Origin of the sequence: Phycicoccus sp. M110.8, from assembly GCF_032464895.1 — a bacterium.
Taxonomy (GTDB): Bacteria; Actinomycetota; Actinomycetes; order Actinomycetales; family Dermatophilaceae; genus Pedococcus.
Genome location: NZ_JAWDIC010000001.1, coordinates 590293 through 609944 on the forward strand (window position 1 = coordinate 590293; position 19652 = coordinate 609944).

Annotated in this window: 16 protein-coding genes; 2 read left to right on the forward strand and 14 right to left on the reverse strand. The window is 73.1% G+C overall.

Annotated elements, in window-relative coordinates:
- Window positions 1–11 precede the first annotated feature (11 nt).
- From RKE38_RS02840 to ngcE, 6 genes are all read right to left on the reverse strand, one after another.
- A complete protein-coding gene (locus RKE38_RS02840) occupies window positions 12–1601 on the reverse strand; it encodes a serine/threonine-protein kinase (protein WP_316005940.1) in 1590 nt (529 codons plus the stop codon).
- A gap of 75 nt (window positions 1602–1676) precedes the next feature.
- Window positions 1677–2639 (reverse strand): methylmalonyl Co-A mutase-associated GTPase MeaB, encoded by a 963-nt coding sequence (meaB, locus tag RKE38_RS02845; protein WP_316005941.1) that lies wholly within the window; start codon window positions 2637–2639, stop codon window positions 1677–1679.
- A 47-nt stretch (window positions 2640–2686) separates the two neighbouring features.
- Window positions 2687–3895, reverse strand: coding sequence for an acetyl-CoA C-acetyltransferase (locus tag RKE38_RS02850; RefSeq protein ID WP_316005942.1), 1209 nt, complete (start codon window positions 3893–3895; stop codon window positions 2687–2689).
- Window positions 3896–4069: 174 nt separating this feature from the next.
- A complete protein-coding gene (locus RKE38_RS02855) occupies window positions 4070–4978 on the reverse strand; it encodes a carbohydrate ABC transporter permease (RefSeq protein WP_316005943.1) in 909 nt (302 codons plus the stop codon).
- The gene (locus RKE38_RS02860; RefSeq protein WP_316005944.1) at window positions 4978–5961 is read right to left on the reverse strand and encodes a sugar ABC transporter permease; all 984 of its coding nucleotides are present in this window, start codon (window positions 5959–5961) and stop codon (window positions 4978–4980) included. The genes RKE38_RS02855 and RKE38_RS02860 overlap by 1 nt, the downstream gene beginning before the upstream one ends.
- 86 nt (window positions 5962–6047) lie before the next feature.
- Window positions 6048–7466 carry an N-acetylglucosamine/diacetylchitobiose ABC transporter substrate-binding protein gene (ngcE, locus tag RKE38_RS02865; RefSeq protein WP_316005945.1) on the reverse strand — a complete coding sequence of 473 codons (1419 nt, stop codon included), beginning with the start codon at window positions 7464–7466 and terminating at the stop codon, window positions 6048–6050.
- A gap of 133 nt (window positions 7467–7599) precedes the next feature.
- On the opposite strand from ngcE, the gene RKE38_RS02870 reads away from it, so the two are divergent.
- Window positions 7600–9609 (forward strand): DUF5107 domain-containing protein, encoded by a 2010-nt coding sequence (locus tag RKE38_RS02870; protein WP_316005946.1) that lies wholly within the window; start codon window positions 7600–7602, stop codon window positions 9607–9609.
- A 91-nt stretch (window positions 9610–9700) separates the two neighbouring features.
- Here RKE38_RS02870 and RKE38_RS02875 read toward each other — a convergent pair whose 3' ends face one another.
- From RKE38_RS02875 to RKE38_RS02910, 8 genes are all read right to left on the reverse strand, one after another.
- Window positions 9701–10117, reverse strand: a complete 417-nt coding sequence (locus RKE38_RS02875; RefSeq protein ID WP_316005947.1) for a hypothetical protein — start codon at window positions 10115–10117, stop codon at window positions 9701–9703.
- A gap of 124 nt (window positions 10118–10241) precedes the next feature.
- The gene (locus RKE38_RS02880) at window positions 10242–10754 is read right to left on the reverse strand and encodes a pilus assembly protein TadG-related protein (RefSeq protein WP_316005948.1); all 513 of its coding nucleotides are present in this window, start codon (window positions 10752–10754) and stop codon (window positions 10242–10244) included.
- Window positions 10755–10777: 23 nt separating this feature from the next.
- Window positions 10778–11266, reverse strand: a complete 489-nt coding sequence (locus tag RKE38_RS02885) for a pilus assembly protein (protein WP_316005949.1) — start codon at window positions 11264–11266, stop codon at window positions 10778–10780.
- Window positions 11263–11712, reverse strand: coding sequence for a TadE/TadG family type IV pilus assembly protein (locus RKE38_RS02890; protein ID WP_316005950.1), 450 nt, complete (start codon window positions 11710–11712; stop codon window positions 11263–11265). Before RKE38_RS02890 ends, RKE38_RS02885 begins: the two co-directional genes overlap by 4 nt.
- 2 nt (window positions 11713–11714) lie before the next feature.
- Window positions 11715–11912, reverse strand: coding sequence for a hypothetical protein (locus RKE38_RS02895; RefSeq protein ID WP_316005951.1), 198 nt, complete (start codon window positions 11910–11912; stop codon window positions 11715–11717).
- A 51-nt stretch (window positions 11913–11963) separates the two neighbouring features.
- The gene (locus RKE38_RS02900) at window positions 11964–12911 is read right to left on the reverse strand and encodes a type II secretion system F family protein (RefSeq protein WP_316005952.1); all 948 of its coding nucleotides are present in this window, start codon (window positions 12909–12911) and stop codon (window positions 11964–11966) included.
- A complete protein-coding gene (locus tag RKE38_RS02905) occupies window positions 12908–13777 on the reverse strand; it encodes a type II secretion system F family protein (RefSeq protein ID WP_316005953.1) in 870 nt (289 codons plus the stop codon). Before RKE38_RS02905 ends, RKE38_RS02900 begins: the two co-directional genes overlap by 4 nt.
- A gap of 1 nt (window position 13778) precedes the next feature.
- The gene (locus RKE38_RS02910; RefSeq protein WP_316005954.1) at window positions 13779–15002 is read right to left on the reverse strand and encodes a CpaF family protein; all 1224 of its coding nucleotides are present in this window, start codon (window positions 15000–15002) and stop codon (window positions 13779–13781) included.
- Window positions 15003–15178: 176 nt separating this feature from the next.
- Between RKE38_RS02910 and RKE38_RS02915 the strand changes: the two genes are divergently transcribed.
- The gene (locus tag RKE38_RS02915) at window positions 15179–19528 is read left to right on the forward strand and encodes an FtsK/SpoIIIE domain-containing protein (protein WP_316005955.1); all 4350 of its coding nucleotides are present in this window, start codon (window positions 15179–15181) and stop codon (window positions 19526–19528) included.
- Window positions 19529–19652: the final 124 nt, after the last annotated feature.

Here is a 19652-nt window from a genome sequence, read left to right on the forward strand (position 1 = left end):
ATGCGGCCTCGCTAGACCTGCGAGTCCGAGTCGATGAGCCACGAGTCGCTCTTGCGGACGACCGTGAGCACGTGGTTCTCGTTGCTGGTCCTGCCGTCCTTGGTCTTGAACGTCAGGGCGACCCGCACCTCGCCGGCCTTGGCGTCGGCCGAGGTCTTGCCGACGTCGACCTTGTCGATCGTCGACCAGAACTGCTCGTAGCCGTCGCGGCCGCCGGCGGATGCCTGCATGGTCGGCGTGAGCTCGGCCCACGTCTGGTCGCGCTTGTCGGCCTGGGTGACGTCCGCGTAGTAGGTCTTGACGAAGTCCGCGAGCGCCTTGTCGTCCTTGGCCGAGGACGTCGTGGTGGTCGTCGTGGTCGACGGGGTGGTCGTCGTGCTGCTCGAGCTGCTGCTGGAGGAGCTCGACGAGGAGGACGAGGACGACGGCGTCTCGGTCTTCGCAGGAGCCGTCACGGTGGTCGTCGTCGGCGTCTGCGGGGTGTTGCTGCCGAAGCCGTCGGTCACGGCGTACAGGACCGCCAGCAGGAGCGCCACGACCGCGAGGATGCCCACGAGCCAGAGCAGGGCCTTGTTCCCACCCCGGTCGTCACGGTCGTCGCGAGGGCCGCGCGGCCCCGCGGGCGGGACCGGGCCGGCCGGGTACGGCTCGGGCTCCACGGCATACGGGGCGGCGACGGGTGCCTGCTCCATCCGCTGGGTGCCCTCGACCGGTTCGGCGATGAGCTCGGTGGCGGCGGCCCCGGCCCCCACGGCCGCGGCGGCTCCGGGGATCGCCCCCGCGGGCAGCGCCAGCGTGGTGTCGCCGTCGGCGACCCGGCGCAGCCGCTCGCTGGCGGTGGACATGTCCCAGCGACGGGCCGGGTCGTGCTCCATCATCGCCGTGATCGCGCCCGCCAACGGCCCGGCGTGCTCCATCGGGCGCGCCTCCCCGTTGGCGATGGCCTGCAGCGTCGCGAGCGGGTTCGCGTTCGGCTCGTACGGCGGCTGGCCCTCCACCGCGTAGTAGAGGGTCGCGCCGAGAGCCCACACGTCGGAGGCCGCCGTCGGGTCCCCACCCCGCGCCAGCTCGGGCGAGAGGTAGCCCGGGGTGCCCGTCATGAAGCCGGTCTGCGTGAGCTGGTCGTCGGCGTGCGCGCGGGCGATGCCGAAGTCGCTGATCTTGGGGGTGCCCGAGCCGTCCATGAGGATGTTCCCGGGCTTGATGTCGCGGTGGACGATGCCGCGCTCGTGCGCGCGGGCCAGTGCCCCGGCGACCGCGGCACCGATGCCGGCGACCGTGGTGGCCGGCAGGGCGCCCTCGTCGCGGATCTGCTCCGCGAGGCTCTGCCCCTGCACGTACTCCATGACGAGCCAGTGCGTGTCGTCCTGGTCGACGACGTCGAAGACCCCCACCGCGTTGGGGTGGTTGAGCGAGGCGGCGATCCGCGCCTCGCGCATGGCCCGCGCCTGCGCGGCCGGGTCACCCGGCAGGGAACCGATCTGCTTGACCGCGACCTCGCGGCCGAGGACGGTGTCACGGCACAGCCACACGGTGCCCATCCCGCCGCTGCCGATGGCACGCAGCACCTCGTAGCGTCCGGCGATCACCTGGGGCGGCACAGGGTTCCTTTCCGTCGGGTCCGGGGATCACCCTATTGCCCGGGGCGCCGTCGTCCACACCTCGGCCCTGGGTGGTCAGCCCAGCGCCGCGACCACCTGGTCGGCGGCGGTGTAGGGGTCGGTGCGCCCCTCGACGACCGCGGCGGCGAGCTCATCGACGCCGTTTCCGTGGCGCAGGTCGCCCATCTTCTCGCGCAGGGACTTGATCGCGATGGACTCGATCTCGTCGCCGGCACGGCGGATCCGGCGCTGGCGCAGCGTGCCGTTGCCTTCCATCCAGGACCGGTGCTTCTCGATCGCCTCGACCACCTCGTCGACGCCCTGGCCCTGTGCCGCAACGGTCTTGATGACAGGCGGCCGCCACAGGCCCGGCTCGGTGCGGTCCCCGAGGCTGATCATGTGCCGGATGTCGCGCACCGTGGCGTCGGCGCCCTCGCGGTCGGCCTTGTTGACGACGAAGACGTCGCCGATCTCGAGGATGCCCGCCTTCGCGGCCTGGATGCCGTCGCCCATGCCGGGCGCGAGCAGCACGATCGTCGTGTCGGCCAGACCCGCGACCTCCACCTCGGACTGCCCCACCCCCACGGTCTCGACCAGCACGACGTCGCAGCCGGCGGCGTCGAGCACGCGCAGCGCCTGCGGCGTCGTCCAGGACAGTCCGCCGAGGTGGCCGCGGCTGGCCATCGAGCGGATGTAGACCTGGGGGTCCAGGGCGTGGTCCTGCATGCGCACGCGGTCACCGAGGAGCGCGCCGCCGGAGAACGGCGACGAGGGGTCGACGGCCAGGATCCCGACGCGCTTGCCCTGCTCGCGGTATGCCGTGACCAGCGCGTTCGTCGACGTGGACTTCCCGACGCCCGGGCTGCCGGTGATGCCGATGACGTGCGCGTTCCCCGTGTGGGGGGTCAGCGCCGCCATCACCTCGCGCAGGGCGGGGTGGGCGTCCTCGACCAGCGAGATGAGGCGGGCGACGGCCCGGGGCGAACCTGCCCTGGCCGACTCGACCAGGGCAGGGACGTCGACGGTGCGGGGAGCCAAGCGGTGTCCTCCGAGCGGGAGCGGTGTCGGGCCGGCGCGAACCGGGCTCAGGCCTGCGGGACGCGGATGACGAGGGCGTCGCCCTGGCCGCCGCCGCCGCAGAGTGCGGCCGCACCGACGCCGCCGCCACGGCGCTTGAGCTCCAGCGCGAGGTGCAGGGCGATCCGGGCGCCGGACATGCCGATGGGGTGGCCGAGCGCGATGGCGCCGCCGTTGACGTTGACCTTGTCGAGGTCGATGCCGAGCTCCTTGGCCGACGCGAGGCCGACGGCGGCGAACGCCTCGTTGATCTCGACGAGGTCGAGGTCGGCGGGCGTGATGCCCTCCTTCTCGCACGCCTTGACGATGGCGCGGGCGGGCTGCTGCTGGAGCGTGGAGTCCGGGCCGGCGACGACGCCGTGGGCGCCGATCTCGGCGAGCCAGGAGAGTCCGAGCTCCTGCGCCTTGGCCTTGCTCATGACGACGACCGCGGCGGCGCCGTCGCTGATCTGCGAGGCGGTGCCGGCGGTGATGGTGCCGTCCTTGCTGAAGGCAGGACGCAGCTTGCCGAGGGTCTCGGTCGTGGTGTCGGCGCGGATGCCCTCGTCGGTCCTGAACTCGATCGGGTCGCCCTTGCGCTGCGGGATCGAAACGGGCACGACCTCGTCGTCGAAGAGGCCGTCCTTCCACGCGCGCGCGGCGAGCTGGTGGCTGCGGGCGCCGAACTCGTCCTGCTGCTCGCGGGTGAACTGCTGGTCACCGCTGTTCGCCTGCTCGGTCAGCAGGCCCATCGCCTGGTCGGTGAACGCGTCCCACAGGCCGTCGAAGGCCATGTGGTCGCGCATCGTCACGTCGCCGTACTTGTAGCCCTCGCGGGACTTCTCCAGCAGGTGCGGGGCGTTGGTCATCGACTCCTGGCCACCGGCGACGACGATGTCGAACTCGCCGGCGCGGATGAGCTGGTCGGCCAGGGCGATCGCGTCGATGCCGGACAGGCAGACCTTGTTGATGGTCAGCGCCGGGACGGTCATGGGGATGCCGGCCTTCGCGGCGGCCTGGCGGGCGGGGATCTGCCCGGCGCCGGCCTGCAGGACCTGGCCCATGATCACGTAGTCGACCTGCTCGGGCGCGACACCCGACTTCTCGAGCGCGCCCTTGATGGCGACGGCGCCGAGGTCGGCCCCGGAGAAGTCCTTGAGCGAGCCGAGCAGCCGGCCCATGGGGGTGCGGGCACCCGCGACGATCACCGACACCGTGCGGTCAGGCGAAGTTGTCATGACGAAAGGCCTCCAGCGCCGTTGGGGAACAACCTCCAGCCACTCTAGTGCGGCTCCCCGGGGGCGGGACCGCGCGGTCGGGTGGCGCTGACCACACCCGCGGCCCCCGCGGGGTGGGCTCGCGGCATACCCGCCCGGTCGCCCTCGTCGCCGCGCGAGCGGTGACCCTCGTCGCTACTTGAGCGTGCCCTGCGAGAGGGAGCCCTGGAGCTGGCGCTGGGAGAAGATGTAGACCACGAGCACCGGCACGATCGTGATGACCACGGCGGCGAAGAGCTGGCCGAAGTCCACGGCATACCCCGCCTGGGAGGCGAACCGCGCCATGCCCTGCGACAGGACGTAGTTGTCCTCGTTGGTGTTGAGGGCGACGGGCAGCAGGAACTGGTTCCACAGGCCGAGGAAGTTGAAGATCGCGATGGCGACGATCCCGGGCCGCGCCATGGGGAGCATGACCTGGGCGAAGGTGCGCCACTCCCCCGCGCCGTCGAGCTCGGCGGCCTCGGCGATCTCCTGCGGCAGCGCCCGGAAGAACGGGAAGAGGAAGAACACCGTGAACGGGAAGGCGAACGCGACGTAGGTGGCGATGAGGCCGGGCAGCGTGTTGAGCAGGCCGGTGTTCTTCAGGACGAAGAACAGCGGCACGATCGCCAGGAAGATCGGGAAGGTCAGGCCGGCGAGGATCAGGTAGTAGACGATGCCGCTGCCGGGGAACGGGTAGCGGGCCAGGGAGTATGCCGCGGCCGAGCCCAGGACCATGACGAGCACCAGCGCCGAGGTCACGACGATGACCGAGTTGAGCATGTACCGGCCGATGTGGGAGTCGTTCCACGCGCCGATGTAGTTGTCGAAGCTCCAGTGCTGCGGCAGCGCCAGGGGCGAGGAGAAGATCTCGCCGGTCGTCTTCCACGAGGAGAGGAAGACCCAGACCAGCGGCAGGATCACGATGATCGACCACAGCGTCAGGACGACGTGCGAGACCACCGTCACGGTGCGGTCGCCCGTGGACAGGGGCGAGGCGGTCGGGGCGGCCGCGGCCTCGGGAGCCTGGGTGCGCGGGGTCCGCGGCGGGTTCGCGACGCTCATCAGCGGTCCTTCCCCTTGGTGAGTCGGTTGACGAGGAAGACGATCGCCGCGAAGAGCAGCGTCAGCACCGCGAGGACGACACCCATGGCGCTCGCGAGGCCGAACTGGCCTTTCTTGAACGCGGTGTTGAACAGGTCCTGGGTCATCGTCAGGGTGGAGTTCTGCGGGCCGCCGCTGGGGTTGAGGGCGGCCATGTAGACGAAGGCGTCGAGGGCGAGGATGCCGAGGTAGATGTAGGCCGTCTGCACGGTCTCGCGCACCATGGGGATCGTCACCATCATCGTCATCCGGAACCGGCCGGCCCCGTCGACGCGGGCCGCGTCGTACAGCTCGGCCGGGATGCCCTTGATGGCCGCGATGAACAGCACCATGTAGAAGCCGACGAAGCCCCAGATGATGACGAACATCGTCACCGGCATCGCGGTGCTGACCTCGCCCAGCCAGGCGAAGGACTTGAAGTGGTCGAGGCCGACGCCGGTCAGCAGGCCGTTGACCAGGCCGGCCGACGGGTCGAACATCTGCGACCAGATGAGGCCGATGACGATGGCCGGGATCGTGTAGGGGAAGAACGAGACGATCCGGTAGAACGACGAGCGCGACAGGCCACGGACGGAGCCCGTGCTGGAGCCGCCGACGGTGACCATCGTCGCGAGCGCCAGCGACAGCACGATGGTGCCGAGCGGCACGACGATCGCGAGCAGCAGGTTGTTGCGGACCGCCTTGAGGAAGATGTCGTCCTGCAGCAGCGCCTTGTAGTTGTTGATGCCGACGAACTGGAAGGTGTCGGAGAAGCCGCTCCAGTTGGTCAGGCTGTAGATGAACGCCTGGACGAACGGCCACAGGACGAACACCGCGTAGAACGCGAACGGCAGGCCGAGGGTCACGAAGACGAAGATCCGGCGGGACATCGGCATCCGTCGGCGCCGGCGCTTGGCGGCCGCGGCCACTGCCGTCGACGGGGCTGAGGGGACGACTGCGCTCATGGTGGCCTCTCGATCAGGTTGCGGTCAGGCGACGGCCCGGCCCGGCGCGGTCCCCACGGGGGTTCCGCGCCGGGCCGGGCGGGACGTCACTTGACCTCGACCTTCTTGACCGACGGGTCGTTGGCGACCTTGTCGGTGGTCTTCTGCAGCTGGCTGGTCAGCGCCTTGGCGTCGATCTGGCCGGCGAGGAAGGCGTTCCACGGCACGAGCATGTCCTGGTTCATGCCGTAGACGTCGACGAAGTTCCAGGTGAACACGTCGGAGCCGGCGCCCTTGAGCATCGCGCCCTGCGACTGCAGGGCGGTGGACCCGAAGCCGTCCGCCGGGACCGTGTCCTTGACGATGGTCGGGGACAGCTTGGTCTTGGCGAAGTTGGTCGCGGCCTCCTTGGACAGCATGGTCCGCAGGAGCTCCTTGCCACCGGCGACGTTCTTGGCCTTGCTCGGCACGATGAAGGGCTCACCGGCCGCGGAGTGCAGCGCGGTGTACGGCATCTTGGAGCCGGAGGTGAGGGTCATCTCCGGGGCGCCGGTCATCTTGAAGTCGGCCTTGGTCTGCTTCTTCATCTCGTTCTCGATCCACGAGCCCGAGGGGTAGAGCAGGGCGGCCTGGTCGTTCGACCACTGGGCCTGCGCCGCGGTGAACTGGGTGCCGCCACCACCGGGCTTCATGTAGCCCTTCTTGACGATGGTCTCGAGGGCCTTGAACACACCCTGCACGGCCGGCTTGGACCAGCAGTCGGGCTTGAGGTTCTCCAGCGACAGGCGGACGTCGTCGCCGCCCTCCTTGATCGCCGAGGCGATCGCGAGGGTCTGGTAGTAGGTCGCGGCCTCCTTGCCCCAGAGCATGAGGTACTTGCCCTTGGCCTTGGCCTTCTCGCCGAGCGCGATCGCCTCGTCCCACGTCTTCGGCGGGGTCCAGCCGTTCTGCTCGAACAGCGACGCCGAGTACCAGATCGCGTACACGGTCTGGACGTAGTTGATCGCGATCAGCTTGCCGTTGATCGTGCCGGGGGCCTCGACACCGGGGTACAGGGTGTCCGAGATGGTGGTGCCCTCGAGGTTCTTGGCCGCGAACACGTCCTTGAGGTCCTCGAGCTGGTCGGCGATGGTGTTGAGGCCGATCGCGTTGGCGCCCGAGTTGTCGATGAGGTCCGGCGGGTTGCCGCCGACGAACCGCGGCTGCAGCTCCTGGGCGATCTGGGTCGAGGGCTTGACCGTGACCTTGCTGCCGGACTGGTTCTTCTGCATGACGTCGGCCGCGAAGGTGACGTAGTCGTAGCCGTACCCGCCGTTGAAGATCACCGCCTCGACGGTGGACTTGTCGGCCATGCCGAACGGGTTCTTGTCGCTCTTGGTCCCGCCTGCGGCCGAGCTGCTGCTGGAGCTTCCCCCGCCACCGGTGGCACACCCCGCCAGCGCGCCTGCCGCCGGCAGGGCCAGGCCTGCCGCGAAGGCCAGGCGCAGAATCGTGCGCCGCTCGACCTGCTCACCACGTAGATCCATCAGTTTTCCCTACCTCCACGTATCGGCTGACCGCCATTGGCCACCGCTCGGCATGATCCCCACATCGTGGTGCGCGTGATTGGTTGTGTCAATAACATTGACAGAACCAATCAATATCGATCAGGGTGCGCTCATGCCAGACACCCCCCGACCGGCGCGTGTCCGTGTCCTCTCGCTCCCCGTGCGCGGCTCTCTCCCCGGCCCGGAAGGACAGCTGCCGCCACTGAAGCACGTGCGTCGCAGCGTCGTCCCGAGGCTCGCCGAGGCGGCGTCGGCGCAGATGCGCGAGCGCGTCGGCCGGGGCCGGCTGGGCAGCCCGCTGCCGTACGGCATCCAGAGCGACTACGACCGGGACACCACGGACCTCGAGGTGCCGGCGCTCGAGCTGTCCAACGGGCTGGTCACGGCGACCGTGCTGCCGGGCCTCGGCGGGCGCGTCTGGTCGCTGGTCGACCACACCCGCGACCGGGAGCTGCTCTTCGTCAACCCGCGGCTGCGGTTCGCCAACTTCGGCCTCACCGACGCGTGGTTCGCCGGCGGCATCGAGTGGAACCTCGGGTCCACCGGCCACACCACCCTGTCCTCGCGCCCGGTGCACGCCGCCGTGGTCGAGGGCCCGGACGGCCCGGTCGTGCGCCTGTGGGAGTGGGAGCGCACGCGCGACCTCGTCATGCAGGTGGACCTGCGGCTCGACGGCACCCGCCTGCTCGCCTCGACGCGCGTCGTCAACCCCGACCCCGAGCCCAAGCCGCTCTACTGGTGGACGAACATCGCCGTGCCCGAGACGCCGGGGACGCGCGTGCTCGTGCCCGCCACGCACGCGTGGCGCACCGACTACACGGGGATGCTGGACCGGGTCGACGTGCCCTTCCCCGACGGCGACGTCGACATCAGCCGGCCGCAGGCATCGACGTATGCCGCGGACTACTTCTACGAGGTCGCCGACCAGCAGGGGCGGCTGGTCTGCGCCGTCGAGCCCGACGGGCGGGGTCTCGCCCAGACCTCGACCGGCGAGCTCACGGGTCGCAAGCTCTTCCTGTGGGGCACCGGGCCGGGTGGGCGGCGCTGGCAGGAGTGGCTGAGCACCCCCGAGACCCGCTACCTCGAGATCCAGGCCGGCGTCTGCCAGACCCAGCTCGAGCACGACGTCATCGACGGCGGCGCGACGAGGTCGTGGACCGAGGCGTTCGTCGCGGTCGACCTCGACCCGGCGCAGGCCGGCGGCGAGTATGCCGCGGCGTCCGAGTCCGCGCGGGCCGCCGTGCACGCGACGGTGCCGCCGGCGGAGCTCGAGGAGCTGCACGCGCGGTGGCTGGCGGAGGTGGCCGAGCTCCCGCCGGGCGAGCTGGTGCAGACGGGCTCGGGCTGGGGGCACGCCGAGCTGGTCCTGCGTGGCCAGGAGGCGCCCGCTGGGCTGGCCTTCCCTGCCGTGCAGGACGCGAGCGCCCCACTGGCACGGTTCGCGGCCGGGGACCGTGCTGCGCTGGACGACGTGCCGGCCGACGCGCCGACCATCCCGCCGGTCTCGACGCGGTGGACGCCTGCCTTTGCCGCCGCCGACGACGGTGCGGCGGACGCGGGTGAGGCGGGCGACGACGCCGTCGCTGAGACGAAGGCGGCCGCCCGTACGACCCGTGCGGGCACGCGCACCGGGTGGTGGCTGGCCTACGCACTCGCCGTCGGGCACCACGCCCGCGGCGAGCTCGACGCCGCCCGCGCGGCATACGAGCGCAGCGTCCGGATCCGTCCCACGGCACCGGCACTGCGGGGACTCGCGGTGCTGGCGACGGACGCCGACGAGGCGGACTCGCTCTACGCGCGGGCGGTCGGGCTGGCGCCGCACGACCGGCAGCTGTGGACCGAGCGCCTCGCGGCGCTGCTCGCGGCGGAGCGGCCGGACGCGCTGGTGGAGGCGGCGCAGGGCATGCCCGAGGACCTGCGCGGGCACGGGCGCACGCAGCTCCTGCTCGCCCAGGCGCTCGTCGCGCGCGGCGACCACGAGGCCGCGCTGGAGCTGCTCGACACCCTGGAGGTGCCGGACCTCGCCGAGGGCGACATCCCCACCGCCGAGCTGTGGCACGTGCTGCGGCCGGGCGAGCCCGTGCCGGAGCGACTGGACTTCCGGATGTCACGGGAAGCCTAGGGCGGCAGCGGTCAGCTGGGGCGGAGCGCGGTCAGCCGGGGCGGAGCGCGGTCAGCCGGGGCAGAGCGCGGCCGGCCGGTGCGGAACCCGGTCAGCTGGGGCGGAGCTCGGCCGGCAGCTCGATGCCGTGCTCCTGCGCGTAGCGGACGATGTTCGGCATGATGACGGCCGCCTGGGCCCGGGCCTCGGGCGTGGGTGTGAACGCGACGTACTGGCCGCCGGCGTACTGCACGGGCGTGTGGCCCGGCTGGATGACGAAGGCGTCCCCGACCGAGTAGACCTCCTCCGTGCCGTCGGCGGCCCGGATGCCGAACTTGCCCTTGATCACGTACCCGACGTGGTGGGCCTGGCACAGGTCGCCCTCGGCGCCGCGGTAGAACGGCGCGAGGTCCAGGTCCGTGAGCGTGCGCTCCATCGAGACGGTCCAGCCGTCGATGTCCTGCTCGTACGTCTCGAGGTAGCCGGGGATGTGCAGGTGCGTGGCCCGCTCCTTGGACATGGTCGTCATGACGTCTCCTTCGTCGGCAGTCCCTGCACTCGGCGCGGTGCGCCGCTCCCACCACGCTGTTCCGGCACCCCCGGGGGTCACAGGGGCCAAGGTCCTTGGGGCAACGCTGGGCGCGGAGTTCCGCCTAGGGAGCCGGCTCGAGGTCGGCCCGCGCCCGGGACTCGACCGTGATCGTGACCGAGCTCCCGAAGGCGTCGAGCAGCGGCCCGACGAAGGGCAGGTCGGCCTCGCCAGTGAGCCGGACGACCGCCGTCTGCCCGTCGGGGCTGCCCGTACCGGCGGACACCTGCCAGGCCCGCATGGCCGGCGGCAGCGGACGCTCGGCGAGGTAGTCCGTGGCCGTGCGGCGCACGGTGTCGTCGCTCACCGCGACCGCGTCGTCGAGGCCGGACCGGTAGGCCCCGAGGTCCAGGGAGTCGGCCGCGTCGAGGGCAGCGCCGTCTGCGGCGTCGAGGAGCCGGACACGGGACAGCTGCGCCGAGGTCACCGCCACCGTCCCCATGATCAGCAGGGCCGCCACGAGGGTGTACCCGAGGATGAGCAGGGTCACCTGTCCGGACTCGCCTGCGGCGCTGCGCCGACGGAGGCGCGCGCGGGCGTCGCGCAGGAGCCGAGCGCGCCGACCGGTGGCGCTCACGGCGCGCCCCCGACCCGTGGCGCTCATGGCGCGCCCCGGAAGCGGTCGACCACCGCCACGTGGCTGGCGGTGACCGGGACCTCGAGCGGGACGACGTCGCGGGCGAACGCCGGTACCAGCGGCAGGGGCACGGTCACCGTGGCCTGCATGGTGATCCGGCCGTCGGGACGCAGGCACGGGTCGCCGTCGCAGCTCATGCTCAGCACGCCGTCCCCAGCGAAACCCTGGTCCTCGAAGGCGATCCGGGCAGCGGCGTCGGCCCGGGGTCCGGCGTCCTGCTGTCGCTGCGCCGTCACGTACGCCCGGCCCGCCTCGCGGACGGCGGCGGACGCGGCATACGACCCGGCCTGCAGGCGCGCGAGCACCATGACGAGGTAGATGAGCGGCACCATCATGAGCACGGCAAGGAACACGAACTCGACCAGGGCACTTCCGCGTTCACCACCCGCCCGGAGCCGGGCGGCGACGCGTACGCGCAGGCGGGACAGCACGAGTCGCGGACGCAGCGTCACTGGCTCTCCTCGAAGGCACGGCCGACGACGTCGAGCCCCGTGTCGGGGCCGAGCGGCCCCAGGACGGGCAACGGCGCCACGACGCGGACCACGACCACCGACACCCCGTCGGCCTGGCCGACCGACACCGAGACGTCCCGGGCGAACCGCGGGGACAGCGACTGCGAGATCAGCTCGCGCGCACGGTCGGCACCGACGCCGGGGTCGACGTCCGCGCGCGCGCCGAAGCGCGCCCCCTCGGAGGCACAGGACACGAGCGTGTTGCGCACGTGCAGCGCCAATCCGAGCTGGAACACGGCCAGGAACAGCACCGTGACCACGACCCCGACCAGGACGAAGTCCACGACGGCTGCCCCGCCCTCGCCACCACGCGGGTGGAGCGGGTGGAGCGGGTGGAGCGGGTGGAGGCGGCGGCCCCGGCGCGAGCCGGCCACGCGTCGGGGCACGGTCAGCCCGTGACGCTGGACATCGCGCGGTGGAACATGGCCTCGAGCTCGTTGCCGGCGACCTTCCAGAGGACGGCGACGAGCCCGGCGGTCATCAGCGTGATCATGACCCAGCCCGGGACGTCGCCGCGCTCCCCACGGCGCACGACGTCGGTGAGGGCCCACTGCGTGCGCAGCAGGGCCTTGGCGAGGACGGTCATCGGTCTTCCTTTCGTAGCGGCTGTCAGGGCGGCTGTCGTCGCGACAGCGCCTCAGATCGAGAAGCGCAGGAACGCGAATCCCGGGTAGACGGCGAACAGGACGGTGACGGGAAGGACGAGGAAGACGACCGGGACCATCATCGCGATCTCCTTCTTCCCGCCGGCCTCCATCACGGCCCGGCGGCCGGTCTCACGGACGTCCTGGGCCTGCGCGCGCAGCACGTCGGCGAGGGGCGTCCCCCGCTCGACGGCGATGATCATCCCGTCGACGAACCGGGCCAGGCTGGTGAGACCAGTGCGGTCGGCCAGGCCCTGGAGGGCGGTCGGGAGGTTCGCGCCGGCGCGGGCATCGGCCAGGCAGCGCGCGAGCTCTGCGGACAGCTCGCCGTGGGACAGGCGGCAGACGCGCTCGAGGGCGCCGACCGCGCCCTCCCCGGCGCCGACCGCGAGGGCCAGCAGCTCGGCGACGGTGGGGAACTCCGCGAGCATCCGCTGCTCGCGCCGTTCCGCCTCGCGGGTCAGCCAGCGGTCCCGGGCGACGACCCCTGCCCCCGCGCCGCAGAACGTGACGACGACCGACGGCACGACCGAGCCACCCTCACCGAGCCACATCACCGCTCCGGCCACCGACCCCAGCACGAGGCCACCGGCACCCCAGAGCACCTGCTCGGCGCGGAACCGCTCGACCTCGGGGTTGCGCCCTGCCCGCAACAGGCGGCGGCGCACCGAGCCTGCCCCGCCGAGCACCTGCTCGAGGCGGGCACCCAGCCCGGCGACGACGGGCCGGGCGAGCTCGGCCAGGGCGCTGCCGCCACCGACCTGGCGGGTGGTCAGCAGCCGGGACGGCCGGGGCGCGTCGCGCAGGTAGGGCAGCAGGCGGTCGTCGAGGGTGGCGCGGCGGTTGAGGGGCAGCCCCTTCCAGACGAGGACGAGGCCCAGCGCGAGGACCGCCCCCAGGAGCGCTCCGGGCCACGACACGAGGTGCTCCGGCGCGGTCACCGCAGCACCCGCTCGTCCTCGGGGAGGCGCCCGATGTGGAGCATGAGCCGGTATGCCACGAGGGTCACGGCCGCGCCCGCGGCGAGGACGAGCGCACCTGTGGTGGTGCTGTAGGCCGAGATCGACTCCGGCCGGGTCGCCAGCATCGCGAGGACCACCCACGGCGCGGCCACCGCGAGCCGGGCGGCGTTGACCGTCCAGCCCTGCCGCGTCTCGAGCTCGGCCCGGGTGCGGGCGTCCTCGCGAAGGAACGTCGACAGGGTGCGCAGCAGGCGGCCGAGGTCGCTGCCACCCACCTCCCGGGCGATGCGCAGGGACTCCACGAGCCGGTCCCCGACGGGGTCGCTGAGGCGCTCCTTGAGCCGGTCGAGGCAGTCCTGGAACCGGCCGGTCGTGCGGTAGTCCTCGGCGAACGCGGCGAAGGCAGGTTGCAGCTCCTCCGGCCCGCGCCGCCCCAGCTGGCCCAGGGCCTCGGGCAGGGCGAGCCCGGCCCGCACGCCGGAGGCGATGTTGTCGACCGCGTCGGGCCACAGCTCCCGCAGGCTCGCCCGGCGGCGCCGGGCCCGCGACCGCACGAGGGCGAGCGGCGCATACCCCGCCATCAGCGCGAAGCACAGCGCGACCGGCGCCACCGACGTGGTCGCGAGCACGAGCAGCAGGACGACCACGAACGCCACGGCGCACCCCGTGACCAGGCTGCGCGGACCCACCGACTCGTACCCGGCCTGCACCAGCTCGTCGCGCAGCCGGTCCCCCACCGTCGTGCGTCGCGGACCGGTGCGGACCGGCTCGGACGGCACCCACATCGACCACCACACGCAGAACAGGCCACACCCGAGCAGCAGGCCCACGAGGATCCCGGTCACGTCAGTCCCTCCCCAGCAGGGCCGCGAGGTCGTAGCCCGCACGCCGGAACCGCTCGGGGTGCGGCGGGAAGCCGTCGGCCCTGCGCAGGACGCCGTCACGCTGGCTGAAGATGTCGGCCGTCTCCACGACGTCGCCCTCGACCCGGCCCGGGACCGCCACGACCTCACGGACGCGACGCACGCCGTCGTGCTCGAGGGCGACGTGGACGACCAGGTCGATCGACCCCGCCACCGTGGGGACGACGAACCGGCTGCCGACGTTCTCCCCCGCCAGGAGCGGCAGCGTGCACATCTTCGTGATGGCCTCGCGGGCGCTGTTGGCGTGGATGGTGCACATGCCGGGGAGCCCGCTGTTGAGGGCGATCAGCAGGTCGAGGCTCTCCGCCTGGCGGACCTCGCCGACGATGATGCGGGAGGGCCGCATCCGCAGCGCCTCCTTGACGAGCCGTCGCAGCGGGATCTCGCCGGTGCCCTCGAGGCTCGGCTGGCGGCACTGCATCGACGCCACGTCGCGCAGGGGGATCTTGAGCTCGAACACCTCCTCGCACGTGACGACGCGCTCGCGCGGGGGGATGGCCGAGCTGAGGCAGTTGAGCAACGTGGTCTTGCCAGCCTGCGTGCCGCCGGCGACGAGGACATTCAGCCCGGCCGCGACGGCGGCGCCGAGGAAACGGGCGCACTGCGGCGTCAGGGTGCCGAGCCCCACCAGGTCGTCGAGGTGGCTGGCCCGCACGACGAACTTGCGGATGTTGACCGACCAGTGGCGACGGGTGATGTCGGGGATCACGACGTGCAACCGGGACCCGTCGGGCAGCACGGCGTCGACGAACGGACTCGACAGGTCGACCCTGCGCCCGCTCGTCTTGAGCATCCGCTCGACGAGGTCCTGGACGAGGTCGGGCGTCAGGAACGTGGTGGTCAGCTCGGCCACGCCACCACGGGCGATGAAGACCTTGGTGGGCTCGTTGATCCAGATCTCCTCGACCTCGGGGTCGTCGAAGTACGGCTGGAGCGGGCCGTACCCGGCCACCGCGTCGAGCACCGACTTCACGGCGTCCTCGACGTTGGTCAGGGAGGGCAGGCCGCCGTGGAGCGAGCGCTCGTCGTAGTCGGCCACGGCCTCGCGCACGAGCCGGTCGAGCTCGCGCACGTCGCGCGCCGGGTCCAGGCCGGAGCGGCGGATCAGCTCACGGACCTCGGACTCGACGGTGGTCACGGCATCCACCCAGGACTCCCCCCTTCGCCGTCCGGGTATCCCGCCAACCCCCTGGCGTGGGTCCCTCCTCGGACCTTCCGGACGTACGCCGCATGTTAGGGCGGATCGCCGCGGACCGCCTCAGGTCATCCACAGGCGGTGGAGGAGCACCGAGCCGTGCCCGGTCGCGCACCTAGCGTCGGGCCATGCGCCTTCGCCTCACCGTGTCCGTCCAGGACACCGGACATGCGCCGTCCACGCACGAGCTCGAGGTCGAGGCCGTGTCCGGCTGCACCGCCGGCGAGCTGGCGCGGGCGCTCTCCACGCACCTCGGCGTGGCCGGCGACGACCTGTCCAGTCGCGGCCGGCCGGTGCCCTCGTCGTCGCTGGTCGGGGTGGCGCCCCTCGTCGACGGCGCGGCCCTCACGCTCGATGGCGCGCGGACCGCGGGCGAGCACCGGCCCGCACCGCGCAGCCCGGTGCAGCTGTCCGTGGCGCACGGTCCGGACGCCGGGCGCACCCTGGAGCTCCAGCCCGGCACCCTCACCATCGGCCGCTCGCGCGACGCCGACATCTGCCTGGACGACCCGGGGCTGTCCCGCGTGCACGCCGAGCTGCACGTGTCCTCCGACGGGGTCCAGGTCGCAGACCTCGGCTCCACCAACGGCACCCGCCTCGACGGGGAACGGCTGGGCGAGGGCCCGCGCACCGCCCGGTCCGGCGCGCTCGTCACGGCGGGTGCATCGGTGCTCCGGCTGGGCCCGGCTCCGGACGTCCCCGCCACCACCCGACCCAGGCCGGACGGCACGACCGCGGTCAACCGTCGCCCCCGCGTGCTCGACCCCGCCGTCCCCACCGCGATCGCCCTGCCGGCCCCGCCCGACGCGCCCCGCCGCATCCGCGTCCCGTGGGTGGCCATGCTCCTGCCCATCCCGTTCGCCGCGGCGATGGCCGCCTTCTTCGGGCCGATGATGCTCGCCTTCGCCGTGATGGGTCCCGCGGTCATGGCGGGGACGACCCTGACCGACCGGTTCGGCGCGCGCCGCCGGTATGCCGAGGAGTCGGCACAGCACGCGCGCCGCCTGGCCGAGGCGCTGGCCCGCGTGGACGAGGTCGCCGGGCAGGAGGCTGCGGAGCTGCGACGCGCCCATCCCGACCCGGCTGCCGTCCTGGCCACGGCGTGCGGCCCGACCGCCGGGATCTGGGAGCGCCGCCGCCACGACCGCGACTTCCTGCGGATCTCGCTCGGGACGTGCGACCGGCCGTCCGGCACCCGCGTCATCCGGCCGCAGGGAGACGCGGGTCCCGACCACGTCGTCCTCACGGGGGTGCCGAGCGTGCTGGCATGGCCCACCGTGGGCACGGCCGGCCTCTGCGGTGCACGCGAGCACGTCCTCGGGCTGGCCCGCTCCGTCATCGGGCAGGTCGCCACCCTGCACTCGCCGGCAGACGTGCGGCTGACCCTGCTCACCGACGAGGAGCACGCCACGGACTGGGAGTGGATGGCGCGGCTCCCCCACCTGCGTGGCGACGACGGCGCGCTGCGTGACGGGGCCCTGGCCGTCGGACGCGCCGAGGCGACCCTTGTGGTGTCCCGGCTCGGCGAGCCGGCGGCGGCCGGGCGGCGCCACGGCGGAGCGTCGCCCGGCGAGAGCCACCACGGTCCGTGGACGGTGCTCGTGGTGGACGGCGGCGCAGACCTGGCGGAGGTCCCCGGCCTCGCCGAGGTCCTCGCACAGGGAGCGGCCGCGGGCCTGGTCGCGCTGGTGCTGGCGCCGGAGCGTGGCGCCCTCCCTGCGGGGTGCGCAGCCGTCCTCGACCTCGCCCGACCGGCCCTCCCGCGGCTCGAGCTCCCGGGCACCGAGCAGCAGCACGTGGTGGTCGACCGCGTGGGTGCGTGGTGGGCCGACCGCCTGAGCCGGGGGCTGGCGCCGCTGCGCGACGCCACCCCCGTCGCCGGCGACGCAGCCCTGCCCGAGCACCTGTCCCTGGCCACAGCCCTCGGGACGGACACGTGGGACGCCGCCGCACTCGCGGCCCGGTGGGAGGCCGACCCCGCCGTCACCGCGGTACCCGTCGGAGCAGGCCCCGACGGCGCGCTGGTCCTGGACCTCGCGGTGGACGGCCCCCATGCGCTGGTCGGTGGTACCACCGGGGCCGGCAAGTCCGAGTTCCTGCGCACGCTGGTCGCCTCCATGGCGGTGCACTCCCGACCTGACCGGCTCTCGCTCGTGCTGGTCGACTACAAGGGCGGGGCCGCCTTCCGCGAGTGCGCGGACTTCCCCCAGGTGAGCGGGCTCGTCACCGACCTCGACGAGCACCTCGCCGACCGAGCGCTCGCCTCGCTGTCGGCGGAGCTGAAGCGGCGCGAGCAGGTGTTGCACGCGGCGGGTGTCCCGGACTTCGCGGCATACCAGCGTCACCAGGCCTCCAGGGCCCAGCCGCTGGCCCGGCTGGTGGTGGTGGTCGACGAGTTCCGGGCCCTGGCCGACGAGCTGCCCGCGTTCGTCGACGGCATGGTGCGCTTCGCGGCCCTGGGCAGGTCGCTCGGCGTGCACGTGGTCCTGGCCACCCAGCGACCGGCGGGGGTCGTGACGGCCGACATCAAGGCCAACGTCAACCTGCGCATCGCGCTGAGGATGCGCGACGACACCGAGTCCCAGGACGTCGTCGGCACCACCGAGGCGGCGCGGATCCCGCCCACGTGCCCCGGTCGGGCGCTGGTCTCGGCCGGCGGCGCAGCGCCCGTTCCCTTCCAGGCCGCCCACGTGGGCGGGCCCGCGCCGTCACCGCCGTCGAACGGCATCCGGGTCCGCGACCTCCGGCTGGGGCGACCCGTGGGCCCGGCACGCGAGCCCGTTCGTGCCACCAGCGTCGCCACCCGCCCGACCACGGTCCACGTGGGCTCCCCACCCGGCTCCGCGGGTGCGGATGCCGACGGCGAGGGTCCGACCGAGCTGGAGGTCCTCGTGCAGGCAGCCCGGGGCGCCGCCCACCGTCTCCAGGTGCCCCCGGCTCCCCCTGCTTGGCTGCCGCCGCTGCCGGACCTGCTGCAGCTGCCGCCGCCGGCAGTGCGACGGCAACCCGGGACCGCCGTGGTGCTGGGAGTGGCCGACCGTCCCGGCGACCAGGCGCAGGAACCCTTCACCGTCGAGCTCTCGTCCCCCGGCCACTGGGCGTTCGTCGGCGCCGGCGGGAGCGGGCGCACCACCGCGCTGCTCGGACTGGCGTCGACGGCGACCGCGCAGCTCCCACCGCGCGACCTGCACGTGTATGCCGTGAGCGGCGGCTCGCTCGCGGGCGTCGAGGGCCTCCCCCACTGCGGCGCGCACGTGTCCTGGGACGACCTGCCTCGTCTGCACCGCCTCGTCGAGAGGCTTGCGGAGTCGATGGCGGGGCGCCGGGCGGACCTCGCGGCGACCCGCCACTCGTCCATGGCTGCCTGGCGTGCCGCCGCTCCGAGCGAGGTTCCGCCGGACGTCCTCCTGCTGCTCGACGACTGGGACCTGTTGCAGGGCCGCACGGACGAGGTGTCGGCCGGCGGTCTCAGCGACCGCCTGCTGGCCCTGCTGCGGGAGGGCGATGGCGTCGGCCTGACGGCGGCCCTCACCGGCGGGCGCTCGCTGCTCGTCGGGCGGACGGCCACCGCCGCACCCCACCGCGTCCTCCTGCGGCAGGCGGACCCGGCAGACGCACTCCTGGTCGGCTTGAGCCCCAAGGTCCTGCCGCGGCACCAGCCCCCGGGGCGGGGCGTGCTGCCCGACGGGACCGAGGTCCAGCTCGCGGTGCCAAACCCGTGGCAGCCGGCCGAGGGCGAGCCGGGGGCCACGCCTCGACCGCCGATCCGGATCGCCCCCCTCCCGGTCCAGGTCGCCGCCGCGGAGGTCACCGTGGAGGACGGTCGGGTCGCGGGTGCTGCCCCGACCGGCGACGCGTGCGAACAACCTGCAGGCTCGGCGCGCCGACTCCTCGCCCTGGGCCTGGGTGGGGACGAGGGCGCAGTCGTCGGGCTGGACCCCGACCGGCACGGCCGTCGCTGGTTGGTGTGCGGAGCGCCCCGCAGCGGGGTCACGACCGCGCTGCAGCTCGTCACCCAGAGAGCAGCCGCACAGCGTCGCCGGGTCGCGGTCGTGGGCAGCGTGCTGGCCTCGAGGGCTCCGGAAGGGGTGGTCGTCGTCGACCCGCTGGACCCACGACCGCTCGTCGACCTGCGTCGAGCCGTTCGCGACCTGGTCGTCGTCGTCGACGAGGCGCACACCCTGGTCGACACCCCCGTCGACCCCGTCCTGCGCGAGATCTCGGCCCTTGTCGAGCGTGACCACGGACTGCTCGTGTGCGGCGCCGATGCCGGTGCGCTCGCAGCCCAGTACCGCGGGCCAGCGGTCGAGGTCGCGCGTCACCGCACCGGCCTGCTGCTCGGCCGCTGCGGGCCGGTCGAGTCGGACCTGCTCGGCGTTCGTCCTGTTGCGGGCGGCCCGTGCCCACCCGGCCGGGGAGTCCTCGTCATCCGGGGCACGGCCGTCCCGATCCAGCTGGCGGACCCGGGCACCCCCTGAGCGGCCGGACGGCGCCCCTCCGCGGGGGGTGCCCGAGCTGCCCGCAGCCACCCCCGGTGAAGGTTGTCCCGGACAGGTTCCACCCGGAGATCCCGCTGCAGCCGTCAAGGATGGTGTGGACTGC